General features: G+C 59.8%; 20 protein-coding genes. 3 read left to right on the top strand and 17 right to left on the bottom strand.

All coding sequences use genetic code 11. The features are described 5' to 3' along the window. The first annotated feature begins 15 nt into the window (after nucleotides 1-15). The 3 genes from argB to ACR0J1_RS18680 are packed head-to-tail and all read left to right on the top strand — an operon-like array spanning nucleotide 16 to nucleotide 2,066. Nucleotides 16-879, top strand: coding sequence for an acetylglutamate kinase (gene argB, locus ACR0J1_RS18670; protein ID WP_480734199.1), 864 nt, complete (start codon nucleotides 16-18; stop codon nucleotides 877-879). A gap of 18 nt (nucleotides 880-897) precedes the next feature. Beyond that, complete coding sequence (locus ACR0J1_RS18675; protein ID WP_480734198.1) at nucleotides 898-1,572, top strand: ferredoxin; 675 nt, start codon at nucleotides 898-900, stop codon at nucleotides 1,570-1,572. Further along, complete coding sequence (locus ACR0J1_RS18680; protein WP_480734197.1) at nucleotides 1,569-2,066, top strand: SixA phosphatase family protein; 498 nt, start codon at nucleotides 1,569-1,571, stop codon at nucleotides 2,064-2,066. Before ACR0J1_RS18675 ends, ACR0J1_RS18680 begins: the two co-directional genes overlap by 4 nt. 70 nt (nucleotides 2,067-2,136) lie before the next feature. On the opposite strand, the gene ACR0J1_RS18685 is transcribed toward ACR0J1_RS18680, so the two are convergent. The 17 genes from ACR0J1_RS18685 to ACR0J1_RS18765 form a co-directional block, all read right to left on the bottom strand. Continuing rightward, on the bottom strand, nucleotides 2,137-2,928 hold the full coding sequence (locus ACR0J1_RS18685; protein ID WP_480734196.1) for an amino acid ABC transporter ATP-binding protein: 792 nt from the start codon (nucleotides 2,926-2,928) through the stop codon (nucleotides 2,137-2,139). Between the two features lie 12 nt (nucleotides 2,929-2,940). After that, nucleotides 2,941-4,239, bottom strand: coding sequence for an amino acid ABC transporter permease (locus ACR0J1_RS18690; RefSeq protein WP_480734195.1), 1,299 nt, complete (start codon nucleotides 4,237-4,239; stop codon nucleotides 2,941-2,943). Nucleotides 4,240-4,242: 3 nt separating this feature from the next. Beyond that, a complete protein-coding gene (locus ACR0J1_RS18695) occupies nucleotides 4,243-5,475 on the bottom strand; it encodes an amino acid ABC transporter permease (RefSeq protein ID WP_480734194.1) in 1,233 nt (410 codons plus the stop codon). 126 nt (nucleotides 5,476-5,601) lie between these two features. Beyond that, the gene (locus ACR0J1_RS18700; RefSeq protein ID WP_480734193.1) at nucleotides 5,602-6,621 is read right to left on the bottom strand and encodes an amino acid ABC transporter substrate-binding protein; all 1,020 of its coding nucleotides are present in this window, start codon (nucleotides 6,619-6,621) and stop codon (nucleotides 5,602-5,604) included. A gap of 205 nt (nucleotides 6,622-6,826) precedes the next feature. Continuing rightward, nucleotides 6,827-7,534, bottom strand: a complete 708-nt coding sequence (locus ACR0J1_RS18705; protein ID WP_480734192.1) for an ATP12 family chaperone protein — start codon at nucleotides 7,532-7,534, stop codon at nucleotides 6,827-6,829. A gap of 1 nt (nucleotide 7,535) precedes the next feature. Beyond that, the gene (locus ACR0J1_RS18710; protein WP_480734191.1) at nucleotides 7,536-8,210 is read right to left on the bottom strand and encodes an HAD-IA family hydrolase; all 675 of its coding nucleotides are present in this window, start codon (nucleotides 8,208-8,210) and stop codon (nucleotides 7,536-7,538) included. Then, a complete protein-coding gene (locus ACR0J1_RS18715; protein WP_480734190.1) occupies nucleotides 8,207-9,250 on the bottom strand; it encodes an RluA family pseudouridine synthase in 1,044 nt (347 codons plus the stop codon). The genes ACR0J1_RS18710 and ACR0J1_RS18715 overlap by 4 nt, the downstream gene beginning before the upstream one ends. A gap of 109 nt (nucleotides 9,251-9,359) precedes the next feature. After that, nucleotides 9,360-10,673 (bottom strand): replication-associated recombination protein A, encoded by a 1,314-nt coding sequence (locus ACR0J1_RS18720; protein ID WP_480734189.1) that lies wholly within the window; start codon nucleotides 10,671-10,673, stop codon nucleotides 9,360-9,362. Nucleotides 10,674-10,676: 3 nt separating this feature from the next. Continuing rightward, nucleotides 10,677-12,062: a trypsin-like peptidase domain-containing protein gene (locus ACR0J1_RS18725; protein WP_480734188.1), complete on the bottom strand. Its 1,386-nt coding sequence runs from the start codon at nucleotides 12,060-12,062 to the stop codon at nucleotides 10,677-10,679. Nucleotides 12,063-12,193: 131 nt separating this feature from the next. Further along, the gene (gene rplQ, locus ACR0J1_RS18730) at nucleotides 12,194-12,613 is read right to left on the bottom strand and encodes a 50S ribosomal protein L17 (protein WP_480734187.1); all 420 of its coding nucleotides are present in this window, start codon (nucleotides 12,611-12,613) and stop codon (nucleotides 12,194-12,196) included. A 118-nt stretch (nucleotides 12,614-12,731) separates the two neighbouring features. Continuing rightward, nucleotides 12,732-13,748 carry a DNA-directed RNA polymerase subunit alpha gene (locus ACR0J1_RS18735; protein WP_010437127.1) on the bottom strand — a complete coding sequence of 339 codons (1,017 nt, stop codon included), beginning with the start codon at nucleotides 13,746-13,748 and terminating at the stop codon, nucleotides 12,732-12,734. 114 nt (nucleotides 13,749-13,862) lie between these two features. Beyond that, the gene (gene rpsK, locus ACR0J1_RS18740; RefSeq protein WP_093965380.1) at nucleotides 13,863-14,252 is read right to left on the bottom strand and encodes a 30S ribosomal protein S11; all 390 of its coding nucleotides are present in this window, start codon (nucleotides 14,250-14,252) and stop codon (nucleotides 13,863-13,865) included. A 15-nt stretch (nucleotides 14,253-14,267) separates the two neighbouring features. Then, entirely contained in the window at nucleotides 14,268-14,636 is a 369-nt protein-coding gene (gene rpsM / locus ACR0J1_RS18745; RefSeq protein ID WP_480734186.1) for a 30S ribosomal protein S13, read from the bottom strand. A gap of 413 nt (nucleotides 14,637-15,049) precedes the next feature. Beyond that, complete coding sequence (locus ACR0J1_RS18750) at nucleotides 15,050-15,694, bottom strand: adenylate kinase (protein WP_480734185.1); 645 nt, start codon at nucleotides 15,692-15,694, stop codon at nucleotides 15,050-15,052. Next, the gene (gene secY, locus ACR0J1_RS18755; RefSeq protein ID WP_480734184.1) at nucleotides 15,691-17,055 is read right to left on the bottom strand and encodes a preprotein translocase subunit SecY; all 1,365 of its coding nucleotides are present in this window, start codon (nucleotides 17,053-17,055) and stop codon (nucleotides 15,691-15,693) included. Before secY ends, ACR0J1_RS18750 begins: the two co-directional genes overlap by 4 nt. A gap of 109 nt (nucleotides 17,056-17,164) precedes the next feature. After that, nucleotides 17,165-17,638 carry a 50S ribosomal protein L15 gene (gene rplO / locus ACR0J1_RS18760; protein WP_480734183.1) on the bottom strand — a complete coding sequence of 158 codons (474 nt, stop codon included), beginning with the start codon at nucleotides 17,636-17,638 and terminating at the stop codon, nucleotides 17,165-17,167. Between the two features lie 215 nt (nucleotides 17,639-17,853). Beyond that, the gene (locus ACR0J1_RS18765) at nucleotides 17,854-18,069 is read right to left on the bottom strand and encodes a DUF1127 domain-containing protein (RefSeq protein WP_480734182.1); all 216 of its coding nucleotides are present in this window, start codon (nucleotides 18,067-18,069) and stop codon (nucleotides 17,854-17,856) included. Nucleotides 18,070-18,087 lie beyond the last annotated feature (18 nt).

Below are 18,087 nucleotides of genomic sequence, written 5' to 3' on the forward strand. Positions count from 1 at the left end.
AGAGGGACCTTAGCCATGAAGACACGTGAAATGAACCGGGACTGGATCGCCACCGCCGCCACCTTGAACAGCGCCTTGCCGTACCTGCAACGTTATGACGGCGCGATTGTGGTCATCAAGCTGGGCGGGCATGCCATGGGCAGCGACGAAGCGATGGAAAGCTTTGCCCGCGACGTGGTGCTTATGCGTCAGGTCGGCGTGAACCCGGTGATCGTGCATGGCGGCGGGCCGATGATCAACGCGATGCTGGACAAGCTGGACATCCAATCCGAGTTCGTGGGCGGCAAGCGCGTTACCGACAAACCCACCGTCGAGGTGGTCGAAATGGTGCTTTCGGGCCTTGTGAACAAGCGCATCGTGCAGGCGATCAACGGCCAGGGCGGCCGGGCCGTGGGCCTGTCGGGCAAGGATGCGAACTTGATGATCTGCGACCAGACCGACAGCTCGCTGGGGTTTGTGGGATCGCCTGCCGCGATGGATCCCAAGGTTCTGCATGACCTCTTTGCCCATGATGTCATCCCCGTCATCGCGCCGCTGGGCGCCGGGCGTGCAGGTGAGACGTTCAATGTGAACGGCGACACCGCGGCGGGTGCGATTGCATCGGCGTTGAAGGCGGATCGCCTGCTGCTGCTGACCGACGTCTCGGGCGTCAAGAACGCCGCCGGAGAGGTCGTGACCGAGCTCAAGGCCGGTCAGATCCGCGAGATGACATTGGAAGGCACCATCGCAGGTGGCATGATTCCCAAAACCGAAACCGCACTGGATGCCCTGCACAGCGGCGTACGGGCAGTCGTGATACTGGACGGGCGCGCACCCAATGCCGTTCTGTTGGAGCTGTTCACCGAACATGGTGCCGGATCGCTGATCCGTCCCGACTGACCCAGCAAGAGAGGAGACATGGCAGGACACGCCCCCTCCGACCCCGATACCTACGCACAGGTCGAACAAGCCGCGCAGCAGGCTGGGCTGGTCGTCATGGGCGCGTTGCACCCGCGCCGGAGCAACGCCAAAGGGCCCGAGGGCGGTACGCTGATCTTGCTTGGGGCAGGCCCGGCGTTCTGGCCTGTCCTGAAAGCCTCACCCGAGTGGTCCCACGCCGATCCGGTGGATCGCTGGTCATTGCGTGTAATCGGGCAAATAGCGCAGGAGTTCGGCGCGCAGCCGCATTTCCCATTCGGTGGCCCGCCCTATGCGCCCTTCATCGATTGGGCGCTGAAATCCGGACGTACATTCAGTAGCCCGGTTGGCGCGCTGGTGCATGATCAAGTTGGCATGATGATCTCATATCGCGGCGCACTGCATTTCGAGGCCGAGCTTGCCGTCCCCACGGCATCCGCCCCGTCGCCCTGCACCACCTGTCCGGCCCCGTGCACGACCGCCTGCCCGGTGGGGGCGCTGAACCCGGACAGTTTCTATGACGTCGCCGCCTGCCACGGCCATCTGGACACCACCGAGGGCCAGACCTGCATGACTGGCGGTTGTCTGGCACGCCTCGCCTGCCCGCTGAGTGCTGGCGCAGGGCGCGACGCCGAGCAATCGGCCCATCACATGAGGGCCTTTCACCTCTCATGACCCGCACCCTGATCCTGACCCGCCACGCGAAATCCAGCTGGGACAATCCGGCGCTGGCCGATCATGACCGCGCGCTGAACAAACGCGGGCGCAAATCGGCCCCGGCAGTGGGGGCGTGGCTGCGGGAAAATGGCTGGCTGCCGGATGAAGTCCTGTGTTCGACCTCGACCCGCACCCGAGAAACGTGGGATCGAATGGGGCTACAGGCCCGAAAGGTGAGTTTCGACAGCGCGCTCTATCACGCTGACCCTCAGGACATCATGGGCACCCTTTCAGGCGCATCAGGGGCCACCGTTCTGCTGCTCGGCCACAATCCCGGCATCGCCGAATTCGCCCAACGCATCGTCCGGCAAGCCCCCGATCACGCGCGGTTTGCCGACTACCCGACCTGCGCAACAACCGTGATCCGGTTCGATATCCCGAATTGGGCCAACCTTGCATGGCACAGCGGCGAGGTGCTTGGGTTCGTCATCCCGCGCGCGTTGCTGCAATAGAAAAAGGCGAGGGTTCCCCTCGCCTTGATCCGGTCATCGCAAGATGGGGTGAAACCCCATCCTACGTGTTTCAGTGCCCCAGAATCTGGCTGAGGAACAGCTTGGTCCGTTCGCTTTGCGGATTGTTGAAGAACTCTTCTGGTTCGTTCTGTTCTACGATCTGACCGGCATCCATAAAGATCACGCGGTTGGCAACCTGACGGGCAAAGCCCATCTCGTGCGTCACGCAGAGCATGGTCATACCTTCCTCGGCCAATTCGATCATGGTGTCGAGCACCTCTTTGATCATCTCGGGATCCAGCGCCGATGTCGGTTCATCGAACAGCATGATCCGCGGCATCATGCAAAGCGAGCGGGCAATCGCCACACGCTGCTGCTGACCACCCGAAAGCTGGCCAGGATATTTCAGCGCCTGATCCGGGATCTTCACCTTTTCCAGGAAATGCATCGCGCGCTCTTCAGCCTCTTTCTTGGGCGTCTTGCGCACCCAGATCGGGGCCAGCGTGCAGTTTTCCAGAATGGTCAGATGCGGGAACAGGTTGAAGTGCTGGAACACCATGCCAACCTCGGACCGGATCTTGTCGATGTTCTTGAGGTCATTCGACAGCTCGGTCCCGTCGACGACGATCTTGCCTTGCTGATGCTCCTCCAGCGCGTTCAGGCAGCGGATCAGGGTGGACTTACCGGAACCGGAAGGCCCCGCGATCACGATCCGCTCGCCCTCATTGACGGTCAGATTGATGTCGCGCAGAACGTGGAAGGACCCGTACCACTTGTTCATGTTGGTGATTTCGATAGCGACCTCTTCGCTCACATGCATTTTCGAGCGGTCGATTTCGCGGTCTAGTGCAAGTTCAGACATATGTTGAACTCCTTAGTGATGATCCGTGGCAAGGCGACGCTCGAGCCACTGGGAATATTGAGAGATGCCGTAGCAGACGACGAAGAACAGAAGCGCGGCAAAGCCCAGAAGCTCCCAATAGACGCCGTTCCATTCTGTCGACGCCAGGATGGGGCCCCGGATCATACCCACCAGATCGAACATCGAAATGACCGAAACCAGCGTGGTGTCCTTGAACAGGCCAACGGCCACGTTCACGATCCCGGGGATCGAGATCTTCAGAGCTTGCGGCAGGATGATCAGACGCATCGCCTGCGGGTAATCCAGACCCAGACTATCTGCTGCCTCGTACTGCCCACGCGGAAGAGCTGCCAGACCGCCGCGGATCACCTCGGCGATATAGGCGGCCGAGAACATGGTGATCATGATCACGACACGCAGGAACAGGTCGACTGTGCTTTCGGGTGGGAAGAAATACGACAGCATCACCGAAGCCACGAACAGCAGCGTGATCAAAGGCACGCCGCGGATGAATTCGATGAAGATAACGCAGACCCACTTGATCAGCGGCATGCTCGACTGACGACCCAAGGCCAACGCGATCCCCAGAGGGACCGACAATGACACACAGGTTAGCCCAAGCATCATGTTCAGCATGAAGCCACCCAGATCACGGCTTGGAACAGCTGTGAGCATGGCATCTTCGTTAGCATCTTCCGGGATCAAAGCCCCGCCGAGATTCCAGACGATCAGAGCCACCACAATCGCGCCGAAGAACCCTGCGGCAAAGCTGTTGCGGCCAAGCTTCTGGAACACGGCACCTGCGGCGACAAAGCCAGCCAACGCCACGAGAGGAACCAGAATGGTGCCACCCCAGATCAGCCAGAAAGCGATAAAGGGATAGAGCGCGGTGAATACCAGCAGTTTACGTGGCAGATCGAAGAACAGAACCGGCGCCAGCGCTACCAGCATCAGCACAAATGCCAGATTTGGGCGCCAGTAGGCCTCGTCCGGGTATTTGAAGCCATAGATCAGCTGTGGCCAGCGTTCCGTCAGAACCGCAAAACAGGCCCCGGTCTTGCCCGCGAGAATCTCACGGCATTCCGCCAGTGAGTTCGCGTTCCAAACCCCGTTCAGAATCCACGGCAACGTGTTCTTCAGAATGAGGTAGATCAGCACCAGCGAGGCGAGTGTCAGGATCGTGTTTGTCACGCCCGAGAACAGGTTCTCGCGCAGCCATTTGACAATGCCCGTCTCATTTGCGGGTGGCGGAGAGGGCGGGATGGTGCCATCGGCCACGAATGCGATCGGATTGGTTGTTTGATCGGCCATGGCTCAGCGCTCCTTCAACTTGACGGATGCGTTATAGACGTTCATCGCCATCGAGATCAGCAGCGAGGCTGTCAGATAGAACAGCATCAGCAACAGAACACATTCGATCGCACGTCCGGTCTGGTTCAGCGTGATACCACCCAGTGTCGCGGTGATATCTGCATAGCCCACCGCAATCGCCAGAGAGGAGTTCTTGGTGATGTTCAGATACTGCGAAATCAACGGTGGGATGATCACCCGCAGGGCCTGAGGCAGGATCACAAGGTTCATGATCCGACCGGGACGAAGCCCGAGCGCTGCGGCAGCCTCGGTCTGACCTTTGCTGATCGCCTGAATGCCTGCCCGCACGTTTTCAGCGATGAACGCGCCGGTATAGATCGACAACGCAAACCATAGTGCTATCAGCGGACCGCCGACCTTGATCCCACCGCTGAAGTTAAAACCCTTCAGTTCGGGGACATTCCAAGTCAGCCCCATCAGGAACATCAGGACGACAAGCGGGCCCAGCCAAACAGCCAATTTGGGCAAGAAGGTCTTCGGACGTTCGCCCGTTTCCTCTTGCTTATGCGTCGCTCGTTTTTCGATCTCTTTCGAGACGAACCACGACCCGACAAGCACTGCAAGAACTACGATCCAGTTCAGGAATGTCGAGCTGAAAAGCCCGTTGGCAAAGTCCGGGCGCGGAATATAAACACCGCGGTTGGTGAAAGCAAAAAGATCCAGAACCATGCTTGAGCTCGGATTGTCCCCCCGGAACTCGCGCGGGCCCGGCAGCACGGCCGTCATGATGGTAAAGATGATAATGATCCAGATCAGCACCGGAATGTTCCGGAAAATCTCGACATAAACTGCCATCAGTTTTGAAACGAGCCAGTTGTTCGACAGGCGCAGCACACCCGCGATCACGCCGAAAAACGTGGCAGTGATACAAGCGAGAAACGCCACCAGCAGAGTATTCAAAAGCCCCACAACAGCAGCGCGCGCATGCGACGACTGGCTGTCATAGTCGATCAGAACCTGGTTGATATCGTACCCGGCGGGATCGCCCAGAAAGGTATAGGAAATGTTAAGGCCAGCGGCCCTGAGGTTCTGGATCAGGTTATTGCCAAGATACCAGATGGAAAGCGCTATAACGACGGCCGCAATCACTTGGAATGTCAGTGAACGATAGCGGGTGTCGTTTATGAGCATAGACAACCGAAAGTCAGCTTTCGGCGGGTCAGTCATAGTTGACATATTTTGGGATCCCCGTGCTTTTCGGACGCTTCGTTACCGGCGAGGTTTTCCCCGCTCATGAGCTATCCGCAGCATTATGATGAGAAAGAGGGCGCGGGTTGCCCCGCGCCCTCCTCTTTGGATGTCTTAGCGGAACGGCGGCGAGTACAGCAGGCCGCCGTTGGTCCACTGACCGTTCAGGCCGCGTGCCAGACCGATCGGGGTCTCTTCGCCGATGTTCTTGGCAAAGATTTCGCCGTAGTTACCGTCAGCGGCGATTGCGCGCGCGGCCCAATCGGCGTCCAGACCCAGCATCTCACCCAGAGTACCTTCGACGCCCAGCAGGCGTTTGATTTCCGGGTTTGCGTCTGCGTTTCCGGCCATCTCCTCAAGGTTGACCGAAGTCACGCCCAGCTCTTCCGCCGAAATCAGCGCGTTCAGAGTCCAGCGGACAACGTCGCCCCACTCGTGATCGCCATGACGGACCAGCGGGCCCAGAGGCTCTTTCGAGATGATTTCGGGCAGGATGACGTGATCGCCCGGGTTCTCGAAGGTGGCGCGGGTGGCGGCAAGGCCCGATGCGTCGGTGGTGTAGACGTCACATGCGCCAGCCAGATACTGCTGCTGACCTTCCGCGTTGGTTTCAACCGGAACCGGCTCATAGCTGATGTTGTTCGAGCGGAAGAAATCCGCCAGGTTCAGTTCGGTCGTGGTGCCGGTCTGAACGCAGACGGTCGCGCCGTCCAGTTCCTTGGCCGAGCTTACGCCCAGTGCCTTGGGGGCCAGAAAGCCCTGACCGTCATAATAGTTCACACCGGTGAATTCGAACTTCAGGTCGACGTCGCGGCTGAAGGTCCAGGTGGTGTTACGAGCCAGCATGTCGATTTCGCCGGACGCCAGCGCGGTAAAGCGAGTCTTGCCGGTGGTCGGAACAAATTCGACGGCGCTTGCATCGCCCAGAACGGCGGCAGCAACAGCACGGCACAGCGAGACGTCAAAGCCCTGCCATTCGCCATTTGCGTCGGGTGCAGCAAAGCCGACCAGACCGGTGGTCACACCGCAGTTCAGCTTGCCGCGTGCTTTGACATCGTCAACAGTCCCCGCCGCAGCTGCGCCAGCAGCCAGGCCGGCAATCGTTGCCACGCCCAAGATTACGGATTTTTTCATTTTTACCTCTTCCTGATTTTCCATCCCTTACAGGGACGGTTCGATCCGGCACCTGCGCACCGGAAAGGTTACCCAAAAGGTGTCTCCCCTTTAGTGGCCCGAGTTTGGGCGTATTCATCAACAAACGTCAAGGGCCGGATCAGGGAAAACGATAGGTCAGGGCGCAGGAAAGTGCGGCCGGATTGCGATCCCGGCCCATCTGGTCTCAGTTAGAGAGGTCAAAGAAGCGTTTGGCGTGGAGAAAAGCCTGCTCTTTGGTGCGGGCGGCGGCCTCGGCTTCATCGTCCACGCCCCATTGCTCGATCTGCCAAAGCTCGTCCAGCCGGGAAATACGCCAGATTTCGCTGGCTTCGCGCCAATCCCGTGCCGCCGCAAAACCCAGTATCAATGAGCCGGACAGGCTGACCAGATCATGAAACGCCGCCATCTGAAACGGGGTGAGAGCATGAACCTGCGCCCGCAAGGCATCAAGCACCGTGGCATCCTGCGGCTGATGCACCACTCCGGCCCGGGGGGTCAGTCGCACACCCAGCGTCTCGGCGGCCCAGTCGAGCGCCGGATCCCAGGCCTCGGCCTGCCGGGTCTGCAATGTCTCGGGGTGGGTCGCGCGGTAACACAGCAAATCCGAATCGCCATAATCCGCCAGCATGTCGGCCACTTCGCCATGCTGATGCTGCACCTTATCCAGCGCCGCATTAGCGGAACGCGTGAAGGGCATGGTGGTCGGATCAACCTCTTTCTCTTGCGCATCCCATTCGGCAGCCACCGCCTCGGCCATGGCGCGGGTCGGCAGGATCAGAGCAACCTTGGCCGGGGTTTTTACCCTGCGGCCATCCAGTTCGACCGTATGGCCGCCTTCGGTTTCAACCACGGTACTGTCAGTCCAGAAGCGTTTGGGTTTCCAGTCGCTCATCTTAGTTGTCCCAGATCTTGGCCAGTGCGTCTGGCAAATGTTCAAACCCGTCGATCACCATACGCGCAGCCTGCAGCGCCGTGCGGTCGTGATAACCCCAGCTGACGCCGATCCCGGCGACCTGTGCAGCGGCGGCCATCTCCATATCGAAACTGGTATCGCCGATCATGACCGCCTGTTGTGGCCTGACCCCTGTCTCGGCCAGCGCAGTTTCGATCATCGATGGGTGCGGTTTCGAGGGGTGATGATCAGCCACCTGTCGGGTCACAAAATAGCGTTCAAGCGCATGCGCCTCGAGCAGCGCATCCAGCCCGCGCTGGGATTTGCCAGTGGCCACGCCCAGCAGAACCTCGCCCTGCCCGTGCAACGCCTCGATCGCCGCGCGTGCACCGGGATAAAGCGGCGATCTGGCCGCCCCCTGTTCCAGCCGTTGCGCATGGTAGGCCTGCTTGTATCCCTCAACCAACTGACCCTGCACCCCGTCCGGCTGATCCGGCGCAAGGCGGGCCATCGCATGAGGCAAGGACAGACCAACGATCGACAGAATGGCCGTGCGGTCCGGCACCTGCAGCGAAAGCGCCTGAAAGCACGCGGTCATAGCCGAAACGATGGCCCCCTGACTGTCGACCAGAGTGCCATCCACATCGAACAGAACCAGCCGCAGGGGGGCGCTCATCGCAGCTCCTCGAACGGGTCATCCGCGGCAAGGTCTTCGGTCCAGCCCAGCGTGTCCCAGCTGTGTTTCATGTGATCCGGCAGCGGGGCTTCAATTGATATCGGTTTGCGGGTCATCGGATGTTCAAAGGACAGCCTCCGCGCGTGCAGGTGCAGCTTTTTGCTGATGACGCCGCCCAACTGCGCGCCCCAGCCGTCGCCAAGATTTTCCTGCCCCGAGCCGCCGTATTTGCCATCGCCGATGATCGGATGGCCAATTGCCGCCATATGCGCCCGCAATTGATGGGTCCGGCCCGTGACGGGCTCCATCGCCACCCAGGCGGCACGGCCCGCAACGCGGTAGAGCGTGGCATAGAGCGTATGCGCGCGTTTTGCGCCGGGGGTTTCGTTGACCTCGCTGGGGTGCACGGCGATCATCTTCTCGCCTTCCCCCTGCTTGCCATGACCGGGGGCCTTGACCAGACCGGTCTTGATCTCGCCCAGATAGGGCGTCGGAACCCCAGCCACCAGTGCCCAATAGATCTTGCGTGTGTTGCGATGGCGGAAAGCAGCGGTCAGCCCTTTGGCCGCTTCTCGGGTCCGGGCCATCAGCAGAACGCCAGATGTGTCCTTGTCCAGACGATGCACAAGGCGCGGGTTCTCGTCATAGCCAAAGCGCAGCGCCTCGGACAGGCTGTCCACATGGCGGGTCTGACCGCTGCCACCCTGCACCGGCAGGCCATGGGGCTTGTTCAGCGCCAGAATATGGTCGTCGCGATAGATCACACAGGACTGGATCATCTTCGCATCCGCATCGGATACACGGTGCTTTACCTCGACCGGTTTGTGATCCGCGTCGGGCAGTGGGGGCACGCGTACGGACTGCCCGACCTCCAGCCGGGTCGAGGCTTTGACCCGCCCGCCGTCAACGCGCAGCTCACCCTTGCGGCACATCTTTTCGATGCGGCCCTGGCTGACATGCGGAAACAAGCGGCGCAGCCAGCGATCCAGCCGCTGGTCGCCGTCCCCATCCGCCACGGTGATCATCTGTACACCACTCATGCCATTGCCCCTTGTTCCGCACGGTTATCCCGCCCGAAATATGTCTGTGTTGATACCCTAGAAAACATGCGCGTCTGTCGCGCGCATCGGGCGCAGAGTCAAGCCAACCCTAGCCCGAGTTCCGCTGGGATCGCAGTTTGGCGAAATACTCCAGCCGCTTTTTCAGCTCACGTTCGAACCCGCGTTCGACAGGCTGATACAGATCGGGCCGCTTCATCCCATCGGGGAAATAGTTTTGGCCGGAAAACCCGTCCTCGGCATCATGATCGTAGGCATAGCCCGCCCCATAGCCCTGATCCTTCATCAGCGATGTCGGCGCGTTCAGGATGTGCTTCGGTGGGGGCTCACTGCCCGATTGCTTGGCCAGCTTCATCGCAGCCTTGAATCCGACATATGCCCCGTTCGATTTCGGGGCCAGCGCCAGATACACCACCGCCTGCGCCAGCGCCAATTCTCCCTCGGGCGAGCCCAATCGTTCGTATGTTTCCCACGATTGCAGGCAAATCGCCTGCGCCTGCGGGTCAGCCAGACCGATATCCTCGACCGCCATGCGGGTCAGACGGCGGGCCAGAAAGCGAGGGTCTTCCCCTCCGGTCAACATGCGCGCGAACCAATAGAGCGCCGCGTCCGGATCCGAGCCGCGCACCGATTTGTGCAGGGCCGAGATCAGGTTGTAATGCTCGTCCCCCGACTTGTCGTATTTCGAAGCGCGCCGCATCAGCCGTGTCGACAACGCCTCGGGCGTCAGCGGGTCTTTGACCTGCCATGCCGCAACCTGCTCGATCAGGTTCAGCAATGCCCGCCCATCGCCATCCGCCATCTCATGCAACGCATCCCGCGCAGCCCCGGACAGCGGCAGGGCGCGATCCAGCTCTTTCTCGGCACGCTGGGTCAGGTGTTCCAGATCCGCAAGACTGAGCCGCTCCAGCACCAGTACCTGCGACCGGCTGAGTACGGCCGCATTCAATTCAAACGAGGGATTTTCGGTCGTGGCCCCGACCAGAAGGATCGTCCCGTCCTCCATATGTGGTAGAAAGCCATCCTGCTGCGCCTTGTTGAAGCGGTGAATCTCATCCACGAACAGCAACGTCCCCTGCCCGTTCTGACGTCGAATCTTCGCCGCCTCGAACACCTTTTTCAGATCGGGAACGCCTGTAAAAATTGCGCTGATCTGGATGAAATGCAGGTCCGTCTCTTGCGCCAGCAACCGTGCGATGGTGGTCTTGCCCACACCCGGAGGCCCCCAGAAAATCAGGCTGGACAAGCTGCCCGAGGCCAGCATGACCCCCAAAGGTGCATCCGGACCCAGAACCTGCGTCTGCCCTATCACCTCGGACAGCGCCTGCGGCCGCAGCCGATCCGCCAGCGGGCGGTGCGGTGCGGCGGCGGATTCGGATGCCCCGGTATCAAACAGATCGGACACGGGTTACAACCGGAACCGAAGCGATACGGACCGCGCACCGCGCTGGATCTCGAATTGCAAACGGCGACCGGGGTCGGTCAACGCGTTGGTCACGTCAGCAGGTTCTGCGATCTCGGCCCCGTTGATACTGTTGATCACATCGCCAGCCCGCAGACCCGAGCGGCCACCGTACCGAGCCGCATCCACAACCACGACCCCAGTCACCGACAGGGGCAACCGCAGCCGCGTGATCACTGCGGGGTTGATGCGCGACACGGTCAGGCCGGGCATTACGGTATCGTCGTCCAGTGTGGTCTCATCTGCGGCGGGTGTTTCCGGAGCCCTGACCAGTGCAACACTGATATCATTGCTTTGGTCCCCACGCAGGCGTGTCAGGATCGAGGTCCCACCAACACCCGCGACAGACATGCGAAATTTCATCTCGGCGGGTGAGTTAACTTCGTCGCCGTCCACATGGGTCACCACATCCCCCACCCGCAGCCCGGCCTCTCCCAGCGGGCTGAGCGGGTGGATGTCGGAAATCACCACACCGATCGGGAACACCAATCCCAGCGACTCGGCGATATCCGCACTCATGTGCTGGCCGGATATCCCGGCCCATGGGCTGATGAAACCGTCATTCCCTGCCTGCGCTTGCCGCAAGAACTCGGCCACAAGATTGGCCGGTATGGCAAAGCCGATGCCGTTCGACCCGCCCGAGCGCGTCAGGATCGAGGTGTTGATGCCGATCAGATCGCCGTTCACATCGATCAGCGCACCGCCCGAATTCCCCGGATTGATCGCCGCGTCCGTCTGAATGAAGTATCCTCGCGCATTGCCGGTCGCTGTCCCGGTGCGCGCCAGACCTGAAATGATGCCCGACGACACGGTCTGCCCTACGCCAAACGGATTGCCGATGGCCAGCGCCAGCTCTCCGACCTCAACATGATCCGAGTCGCGCAGCATCAGGAACGGCAGGTCTTCGGCCTCTTCCAGCCGCAGGATCGCAATGTCGCTTTCCTTGTCGCCCAGAACCACCTGCGCCGAGTATTCACGCCTGTCGGTGGTCACAACCCGGATTTCGGTGGCCGTCCCGACAACGTGGTAGTTCGAGACCACATAGCCGTCGCCCGACAGGATCACCCCCGACCCCAGCGAGTTCTGCACCCGTTGGCGTGGTTCATTAAACCCCCGGCCAAAGAAATCCTGAAAGAACGGATCCGAAAACAGCGGATTGGCCCGTCCTTCGCGCACGATCTTGGCATAGATGTTTACCACTGCGGGCGAAGCTTGCTTGACGACAGGGGCAAAGCCAAGGCTGATTTCGGCCTTCGATGTCGGCACCTTTGTTTCGGCGTGACCAACGGTGGCAACAAACAGAAGAGACAGGGTCAGAAGGGTACGGATCATGGAGGCTCCGGTGACTGTGCCCGCCAAGATATGCTGACCCAAAGCCATGATTGCAAGCGGGCTTTGACCCAAAAGAAAAACCTCCGCCCGGTTGCCCGAACGGAGGTTTGTGATCGGTCAGGGACCTGATCTTATTCTTCTGCGGCCTCTTCGGCGGCAACGCGGGCTTTGTCAGCCGCACCTTTGGCGTCGATGTCGCGGTCAACGAATTCGATGATCGCCATCGGGGCCATGTCACCATAGCGGAAACCGGCTTTCAGAATGCGGACATAACCGCCCTGACGCTCGGCATAGCGGGGGCCCAGAACTTCGAACAGCTTGGCGACGTCTTTGTCTTCTTTCAGCTGCGAGGCTGCCTGACGGCGGGCGTGCAGGTCGCCGCGCTTGCCCAGAGTGACCAGCTTTTCGATGATCGGGCGCAGTTCTTTTGCCTTGGGCAAAGTTGTTTTGATCTGCTCATGTTCGATGAGCGAGCCAGCCATGTTCGCAAACAGAGCCTTGCGGTGCTCATGAGTACGGTTCAGGCGGCGATAACCACGTGCGTGACGCATTTTCTAGTTCCTTCTTTCGCGTTTTGCTTTGTCTGGCCGGCGATGCGTGTCACCGGCTCTCCTTGGGGCGGAAGTGCCCATTTAGTCCCCGGCAACCCGGGCATTTGGGAAGACGCGCTTAGAACGCGTCTTCGAATTTCTTCGCCAGATCTTCGATGTTGTCGGGCGGCCAGTCCTCGACATCCATGCCGAGGTGCAGACCCATGCCGGACAGCACTTCTTTGATCTCGTTCAGCGACTTGCGGCCGAAGTTCGGGGTGCGCAGCATCTCGGCTTCGGTCTTCTGGATCAGATCGCCGATGTAAACGATGTTGTCGTTCTTCAGGCAGTTTGCCGAACGGACCGACAATTCCAGCTCGTCGACTTTCTTCAGCAGCAGCGGGTTGAACTCCAGACCATCGTCTTCGTCCTGACGGCCAGCCGATTCCGGCTCGTCGAAGTTGACGAAGATCGACAGCTGATCCTGCAGGATACGCGCGGCGAATGCCAGTGCATCCTCGGGCGTGATCGAACCGTCGGTGTCGATCTTCAGAGTCAGCTTGTCATAGTCCAGAACCTGACCTTCACGGGTCGGCTGAACGTCATAGGCAACCTTTTTGACCGGCGAATAGATCGCATCAATCGGGATCAGGCCGATGGGTGCGTCTTCGGGCTTGTTCTTCTCAGCCGAGACATAGCCCTTGCCAGTGTTGACGGTCAGTTCCATGAACAGGTCTGCGCCATCGTCGAGGTGACAGATGACGTGATCGCGGTTCAAAACCTCGATACCGGCGCTTTCGCTGATGTCGCCTGCAGTGACAACTGCGGGGCCTTTGGCATTGATCGACAGGCGCTTGGGGCCTTCGACTTCCATGCGCAGCGACACGCCTTTGAGGTTCAGGATGATGTCGGTTACGTCTTCACGCACGCCCGCGACCGAGGAGAACTCGTGCAGGACGTTGTCGATTTGAACGCTGGTGATGGCCGCACCTTGCAGCGAGCTCATCAGAACGCGACGCAGCGCGTTGCCCAGAGTCAGACCAAAGCCACGCTCCAGCGGTTCTGCAACCAGGGTTGCCTGACGTGCCGGATCGTTGCCCGGCTTGCCGTCAAGCTGGGTCGGCTTGATCAATTCTGCCCAATTCTTATGGATCATGTAATCCCTCCATTCCTGTCCGCGCCCCATGACCAACAAGGTGCAGACGCCCGAGGTTCAAAATGACGTGCTGGGGCCGTGCAAAAACACAGCCCCAGCCTAATTCAAAATCGCTTAGACGCGACGACGCTTCGGCGGACGGCAGCCGTTGTGAGCGATCGGTGTCACGTCGCGGATCGACGTGATGTTGAAGCCCACTGCAGCCAGCGCACGCAGAGCCGATTCACGACCCGATCCGGGGCCCTGAACTTCGACTTCCAGCGTCTTGACGCCATGTTCCTGCGCCTTCTTGCCTGCATCTTCTGCAGCCATCTGAGCCGCATAAGGTGTCGATTTCCGCGATCCTTTGAAGCCCATGGTGCCGGCAGACGACCATGCGATGGCGTTGCCCTGTACGTCCGAGATCAGGATCTTGGTGTTGTTGAAGGTCGAGTTCACATGGGCAACGCCCGATGCGATGTTCTTACGCTCTTTGCGTTTAACGCGAGTCTTGTCACGTGCCATCGGTCAGACCCTCCCTTATTTCTTCTTACCGGCAATGGCCTTTGCGGGGCCTTTGCGGGTACGAGCATTGGTGTGGGTACGCTGACCGCGAACCGGCAGGTTGCGGCGGTGACGCAGACCGCGGTAGCAGCCCAGATCCATCAGGCGCTTGACGTTCATCTGAACTTCACGACGCAGATCACCTTCGACGGTGAAGTTCGCATCGATGTGCTCGCGGATGGCCAGAACTTCGGCGTCGGACAGTTCGTTGACGCGACGATACGCTTCGATGCCCACGGCTTCGCAGATCGCTTTGGCCGAGGTGTTTCCGATACCGGTGATATATGTGAGGGCGATTGGTACCCGCTTTGCAGTCGGGATGTTTACGCCGGCAATACGTGCCACGTGTCACTTTCCTTTTTGTTGCGGTTCCGTAGCTCCGGAACCTTTTTTCACAACACCTGACCGTGGCAGTGACGCCAGAGGGTCCAGTATTATTCGAGGTGGTCGGGGCGGTTAGGACGAATCCCTCACGCGATCTTGATTCCCTTTAGGGATGGGGGTCGATATGGGCTTTTGGCGCTGGCGTCAAGCCCATACTCAATCTGGCCAGCAAACCTTCTCTCTGACGTATTGATCGAAGATAAAGTGCTTGCTGGTTTGGTCGTTGCAAAAGTCCATGTGAGTATTAAGGCTACCCATGCTCATCACAGCGAAACCGCCCAACAAGAGTCCTCCGACAAGGCCGGCAACAAGCCCAGCCAAGAACGCAGCAGAAGCTTTGTTGTAGTCATTCCAGAACACAAAATACCTGACGTTTAGCCTAGAACGGCCTCGATCGACGCCGTTACCTCTTTGATATCCGCCAGCCCATTCACCGGGCGCAGATCGCCTTTGGCGTAGTAATAGCCAATCAGCGGCGAGGTCTTCTTGTAGTATTCCATCAGGCGCGTACGAAGGCTGTCTTCGTTATCGTCGGCGCGACGGACGAAGTCATTTTCCTTGCCGCAATTGGTGCATTTTCCATCGGCTGGAATGGGCTTGGTGTGGTCATTGTAGACCTCGCCGCAGCCCGCGCAGGTTGACCGTGCGGTGATCCGGTCGACCAGTGCGTCGTCATCCACACGCATCTCGATCACCGTATGCAGTGACTGACCCAGCTTGGTCAGCAGTGCCGACAGGGCATCGGCCTGCGCCAGGGTGCGAGGGAAGCCGTCAAAGATGAAACCTGCGCCTTTTTCAGTGGTCAGCTTCTCTTCGATCAGGCCGATCACGATTTCATCCGTGACCAGTTGCCCCTTTGCCATCACCTCGGCCACGCGGTTGCCCATCTCGGTGCCGCTGGTCTTGGCGGCGCGCAGCATGTCTCCGGTGCTGAGCTGCACCATGCCGCGGGTGTCAACCAGATGCCGCGCCTGCGTACCTTTGCCTGCCCCCGGGGGGCCGAGAAGAATGATGTTCATCGACGGGTCGGTGCCTTTCTGCCGCGTTTCTTGCTTTTGCCGCGCAACTGGGACTTTTCAATCAGCCCCTCATACTGGTGCGCCAGCAGGTGGCTCTGGACCTGTTGGATCGTGTCCATGGTCACCGAGACGATAATCAGCACGGACGTGCCGCCGAAATAGAACGGGATGGCAAACTGACCGCGCAGGATTTCCGGCAGCAGGCAGACGGCGGCCAGATAGGCCGAACCCAGGACCAGCACGCGGTTGACCACATATTCCAGATACTCGGCGGTTTTCTTGCCCGGGCGGATACCGGGGACAAAACCGTTCTGCTTTTTCAGGTTGTCCGCCACATCGTCCGGCTTGAACGACACGTTGAACGTATAGAAATAGGCAAAGAACACGATCATTGAGGCGAAGAACAGCAGGTACAGCGGCTGTCCGGGTCCAAAGTTGGCCAGCAGCCACGACATGATCGGGCCGTTGGTGGCCCCCGACGAGAAGGTCGAGATCGTCACCGGCAGCAGCAGCAGCGAGCTGGCAAAGATCGCCGGGATCACGCCCGCTGGGTTCACTTTGACCGGCAGGTGGCTGGAGCCACCTTCATAGACTTTCATACCGGCCTGACGGCGCGGGTATTGGATGTGGATCTTGCGCAGTGCACGTTCCATGAAGACCACAAAGGTGATCACGGCGATGACCATGATGATCACGCCCACGATCACGGCGGGGCTGATGGCACCGCTGCGTCCGCTGGCAAAGAACTGGGCCAGCGCGGCCGGAACCTCGGCGATGATACCGACGAAGATGATCAGTGAGATCCCGTTGCCGATGCCGCGTGCGGTGATCTGCTCACCCAGCCACATCAGGAACATGGTACCGCCGACCAGAGTGATCATGGTCGACATACGGAAGAACAGGCCCGGATCGGTCGCCAGATCGCCCGATTCCAGCGACACGGCTAGACCATAGGCCTGAACGGTGGCCAGCGCCACGGTGCCGAAACGGGTGTATTGGTTGATCTTCTTGCGCCCCTGCTCGCCCTCTTTCTTGAGCTGTTCGAGCGCGGGAACCATGGATGTCAGCAGCTGCACGATGATCGAAGCCGAGATGTAGGGCATGATGCCGAGGGCAAAGATACCCATCCGCCCCAACGCCCCGCCGGTGAACATCGAAACCATGCCGCCGATGCCTTGCCCCGCTTGCTCCATGAACTCGCGCAGTGCCTGACCGTCAATGCCCGGCACCGGAATGAAGGTGCCCAGACGATAGACGATCAGCAAGGCCAGCGTGAACAGGATGCGGTTGCGCAGATCGGTGGCTTTACCAAGGGCAGACCAGCTTGTGTTGGCTGCCATTTGTTCTGCTGCTGATACCATAAATCGGTCTCTCTTATGCAAACACCGCCCGGAACCGTTTTCCGGCTCGGGCGGCGTCTTGGAAAACTCTGAGGTCTATGTAAGCGGGTCTTGGCCCGCTCACAAGCGCTTACTCTGCCGCAGCAGCTTTTGTGACCGTCAGTGAACCGCCCGCTTTCTCAACTGCCTCAACAGCAGATTTCGAAGCACCAGTGACTTCCAGGTTCACTTTGGCGGTAATTTCACCTTTGGCCAGAACGCGGACACCGTCCAGCTTGCGGCGGACCAGACCGGACGCAACCAGGGCGTCTTCGGTGATCGCAGCCTTGGCGTCCAGCCTGCCGGCGTCGACGAATTTCTGGATCAGGCCCAGGTTGATAACGGCGAATGCCTTGCGGTTCGGCTTGTTGAAGCCACGCTTGGGCAGGCGCTGGTACAACGGCATCTGGCCGCCTTCATAGCCATTGATGGCCACACCCGAACGGGATTTCTGGCCTTTGATACCACGGCCACCCATTTTACCCTTGCCCGAGCCGGGACCACGGCCAACGCGGGTCCGTTTCGGTGCAGCGCCGGGATTGTCGCGCAGTTCATTCAGTTTCATATCGCTTCTCCTTCGCCGGAAATGACCCCGAAGCGTGATGGTCAGACACGGCATTTCTTGGTTTTGATTCTCGTGGCGCGGTGCCACCGGAGCCCGATACAGCGTTCTGGCCCCAGTTGCAAGTTTTGTCTGGCCAGCAGCGCCACCCCCTTCCCAGCAACGCAAAAGAGACGCCCCGGGGGCGCCTCTTTTCTCACCAGGCAAACGGGTTCGTCTTACGACCCGTAAACATGCTCGCGTGCGATGTCGGCGATGTCGCAGCGGCGGATGCCGATATCGTTGAGTTCGCGGTCGTTGAGGCCCTGCAGTTCGGCATAGGTGCGGCTGTATTGCGCCCGCAGAGCATTGGTCTCTTTGATCCGTGCAACAAGGTTTGCAAACCGTTCGCTCAGAGAGAAACCGCCATGTGTCAGTGTAGCTGTATGTGCCATATCTTAGATCCTTTCTGT

This window comes from Ruegeria sp. CJ3 (genome assembly GCF_056536725.1).

Excerpts from the sequence above, each read along its gene's own strand:
- rpsK (WP_093965380.1), bottom strand. The coding sequence starts at position 14,252 with ATGGCACGTGACAAGACTCGCGTTAAACGCAAAGAGCGTAAGAACATC.
- rplO (WP_480734183.1), bottom strand. The coding sequence starts at position 17,638 with ATGAAACTGAATGAACTGCGCGACAATCCCGGCGCTGCACCGAAACGG.
- rplQ (WP_480734187.1), bottom strand. The coding sequence starts at position 12,613 with ATGCGTCACGCACGTGGTTATCGCCGCCTGAACCGTACTCATGAGCAC.
- ACR0J1_RS18715 (WP_480734190.1), bottom strand. The coding sequence starts at position 9,250 with ATGAGTGGTGTACAGATGATCACCGTGGCGGATGGGGACGGCGACCAG.
- ACR0J1_RS18750 (WP_480734185.1), bottom strand. The coding sequence starts at position 15,694 with ATGAACATCATTCTTCTCGGCCCCCCGGGGGCAGGCAAAGGTACGCAG.
- ACR0J1_RS18680 (WP_480734197.1), top strand. The coding sequence starts at position 1,569 with ATGACCCGCACCCTGATCCTGACCCGCCACGCGAAATCCAGCTGGGAC.
- ACR0J1_RS18685 (WP_480734196.1), bottom strand. The coding sequence starts at position 2,928 with ATGTCTGAACTTGCACTAGACCGCGAAATCGACCGCTCGAAAATGCAT.
- ACR0J1_RS18710 (WP_480734191.1), bottom strand. The coding sequence starts at position 8,210 with ATGAGCGCCCCCCTGCGGCTGGTTCTGTTCGATGTGGATGGCACTCTG.
- ACR0J1_RS18695 (WP_480734194.1), bottom strand. The coding sequence starts at position 5,475 with ATGTCAACTATGACTGACCCGCCGAAAGCTGACTTTCGGTTGTCTATG.
- ACR0J1_RS18690 (WP_480734195.1), bottom strand. The coding sequence starts at position 4,239 with ATGGCCGATCAAACAACCAATCCGATCGCATTCGTGGCCGATGGCACC.
- ACR0J1_RS18675 (WP_480734198.1), top strand. The coding sequence starts at position 898 with ATGGCAGGACACGCCCCCTCCGACCCCGATACCTACGCACAGGTCGAA.
- ACR0J1_RS18735 (WP_010437127.1), bottom strand. The coding sequence starts at position 13,748 with ATGATCCATAAGAATTGGGCAGAATTGATCAAGCCGACCCAGCTTGAC.
- secY (WP_480734184.1), bottom strand. The coding sequence starts at position 17,055 with ATGGTATCAGCAGCAGAACAAATGGCAGCCAACACAAGCTGGTCTGCC.
- ACR0J1_RS18725 (WP_480734188.1), bottom strand. The coding sequence starts at position 12,062 with ATGATCCGTACCCTTCTGACCCTGTCTCTTCTGTTTGTTGCCACCGTT.
- ACR0J1_RS18765 (WP_480734182.1), bottom strand. The coding sequence starts at position 18,069 with ATGGCACATACAGCTACACTGACACATGGCGGTTTCTCTCTGAGCGAA.
- argB (WP_480734199.1), top strand. The coding sequence starts at position 16 with ATGAAGACACGTGAAATGAACCGGGACTGGATCGCCACCGCCGCCACC.
- ACR0J1_RS18700 (WP_480734193.1), bottom strand. The coding sequence starts at position 6,621 with ATGAAAAAATCCGTAATCTTGGGCGTGGCAACGATTGCCGGCCTGGCT.
- ACR0J1_RS18705 (WP_480734192.1), bottom strand. The coding sequence starts at position 7,534 with ATGAGCGACTGGAAACCCAAACGCTTCTGGACTGACAGTACCGTGGTT.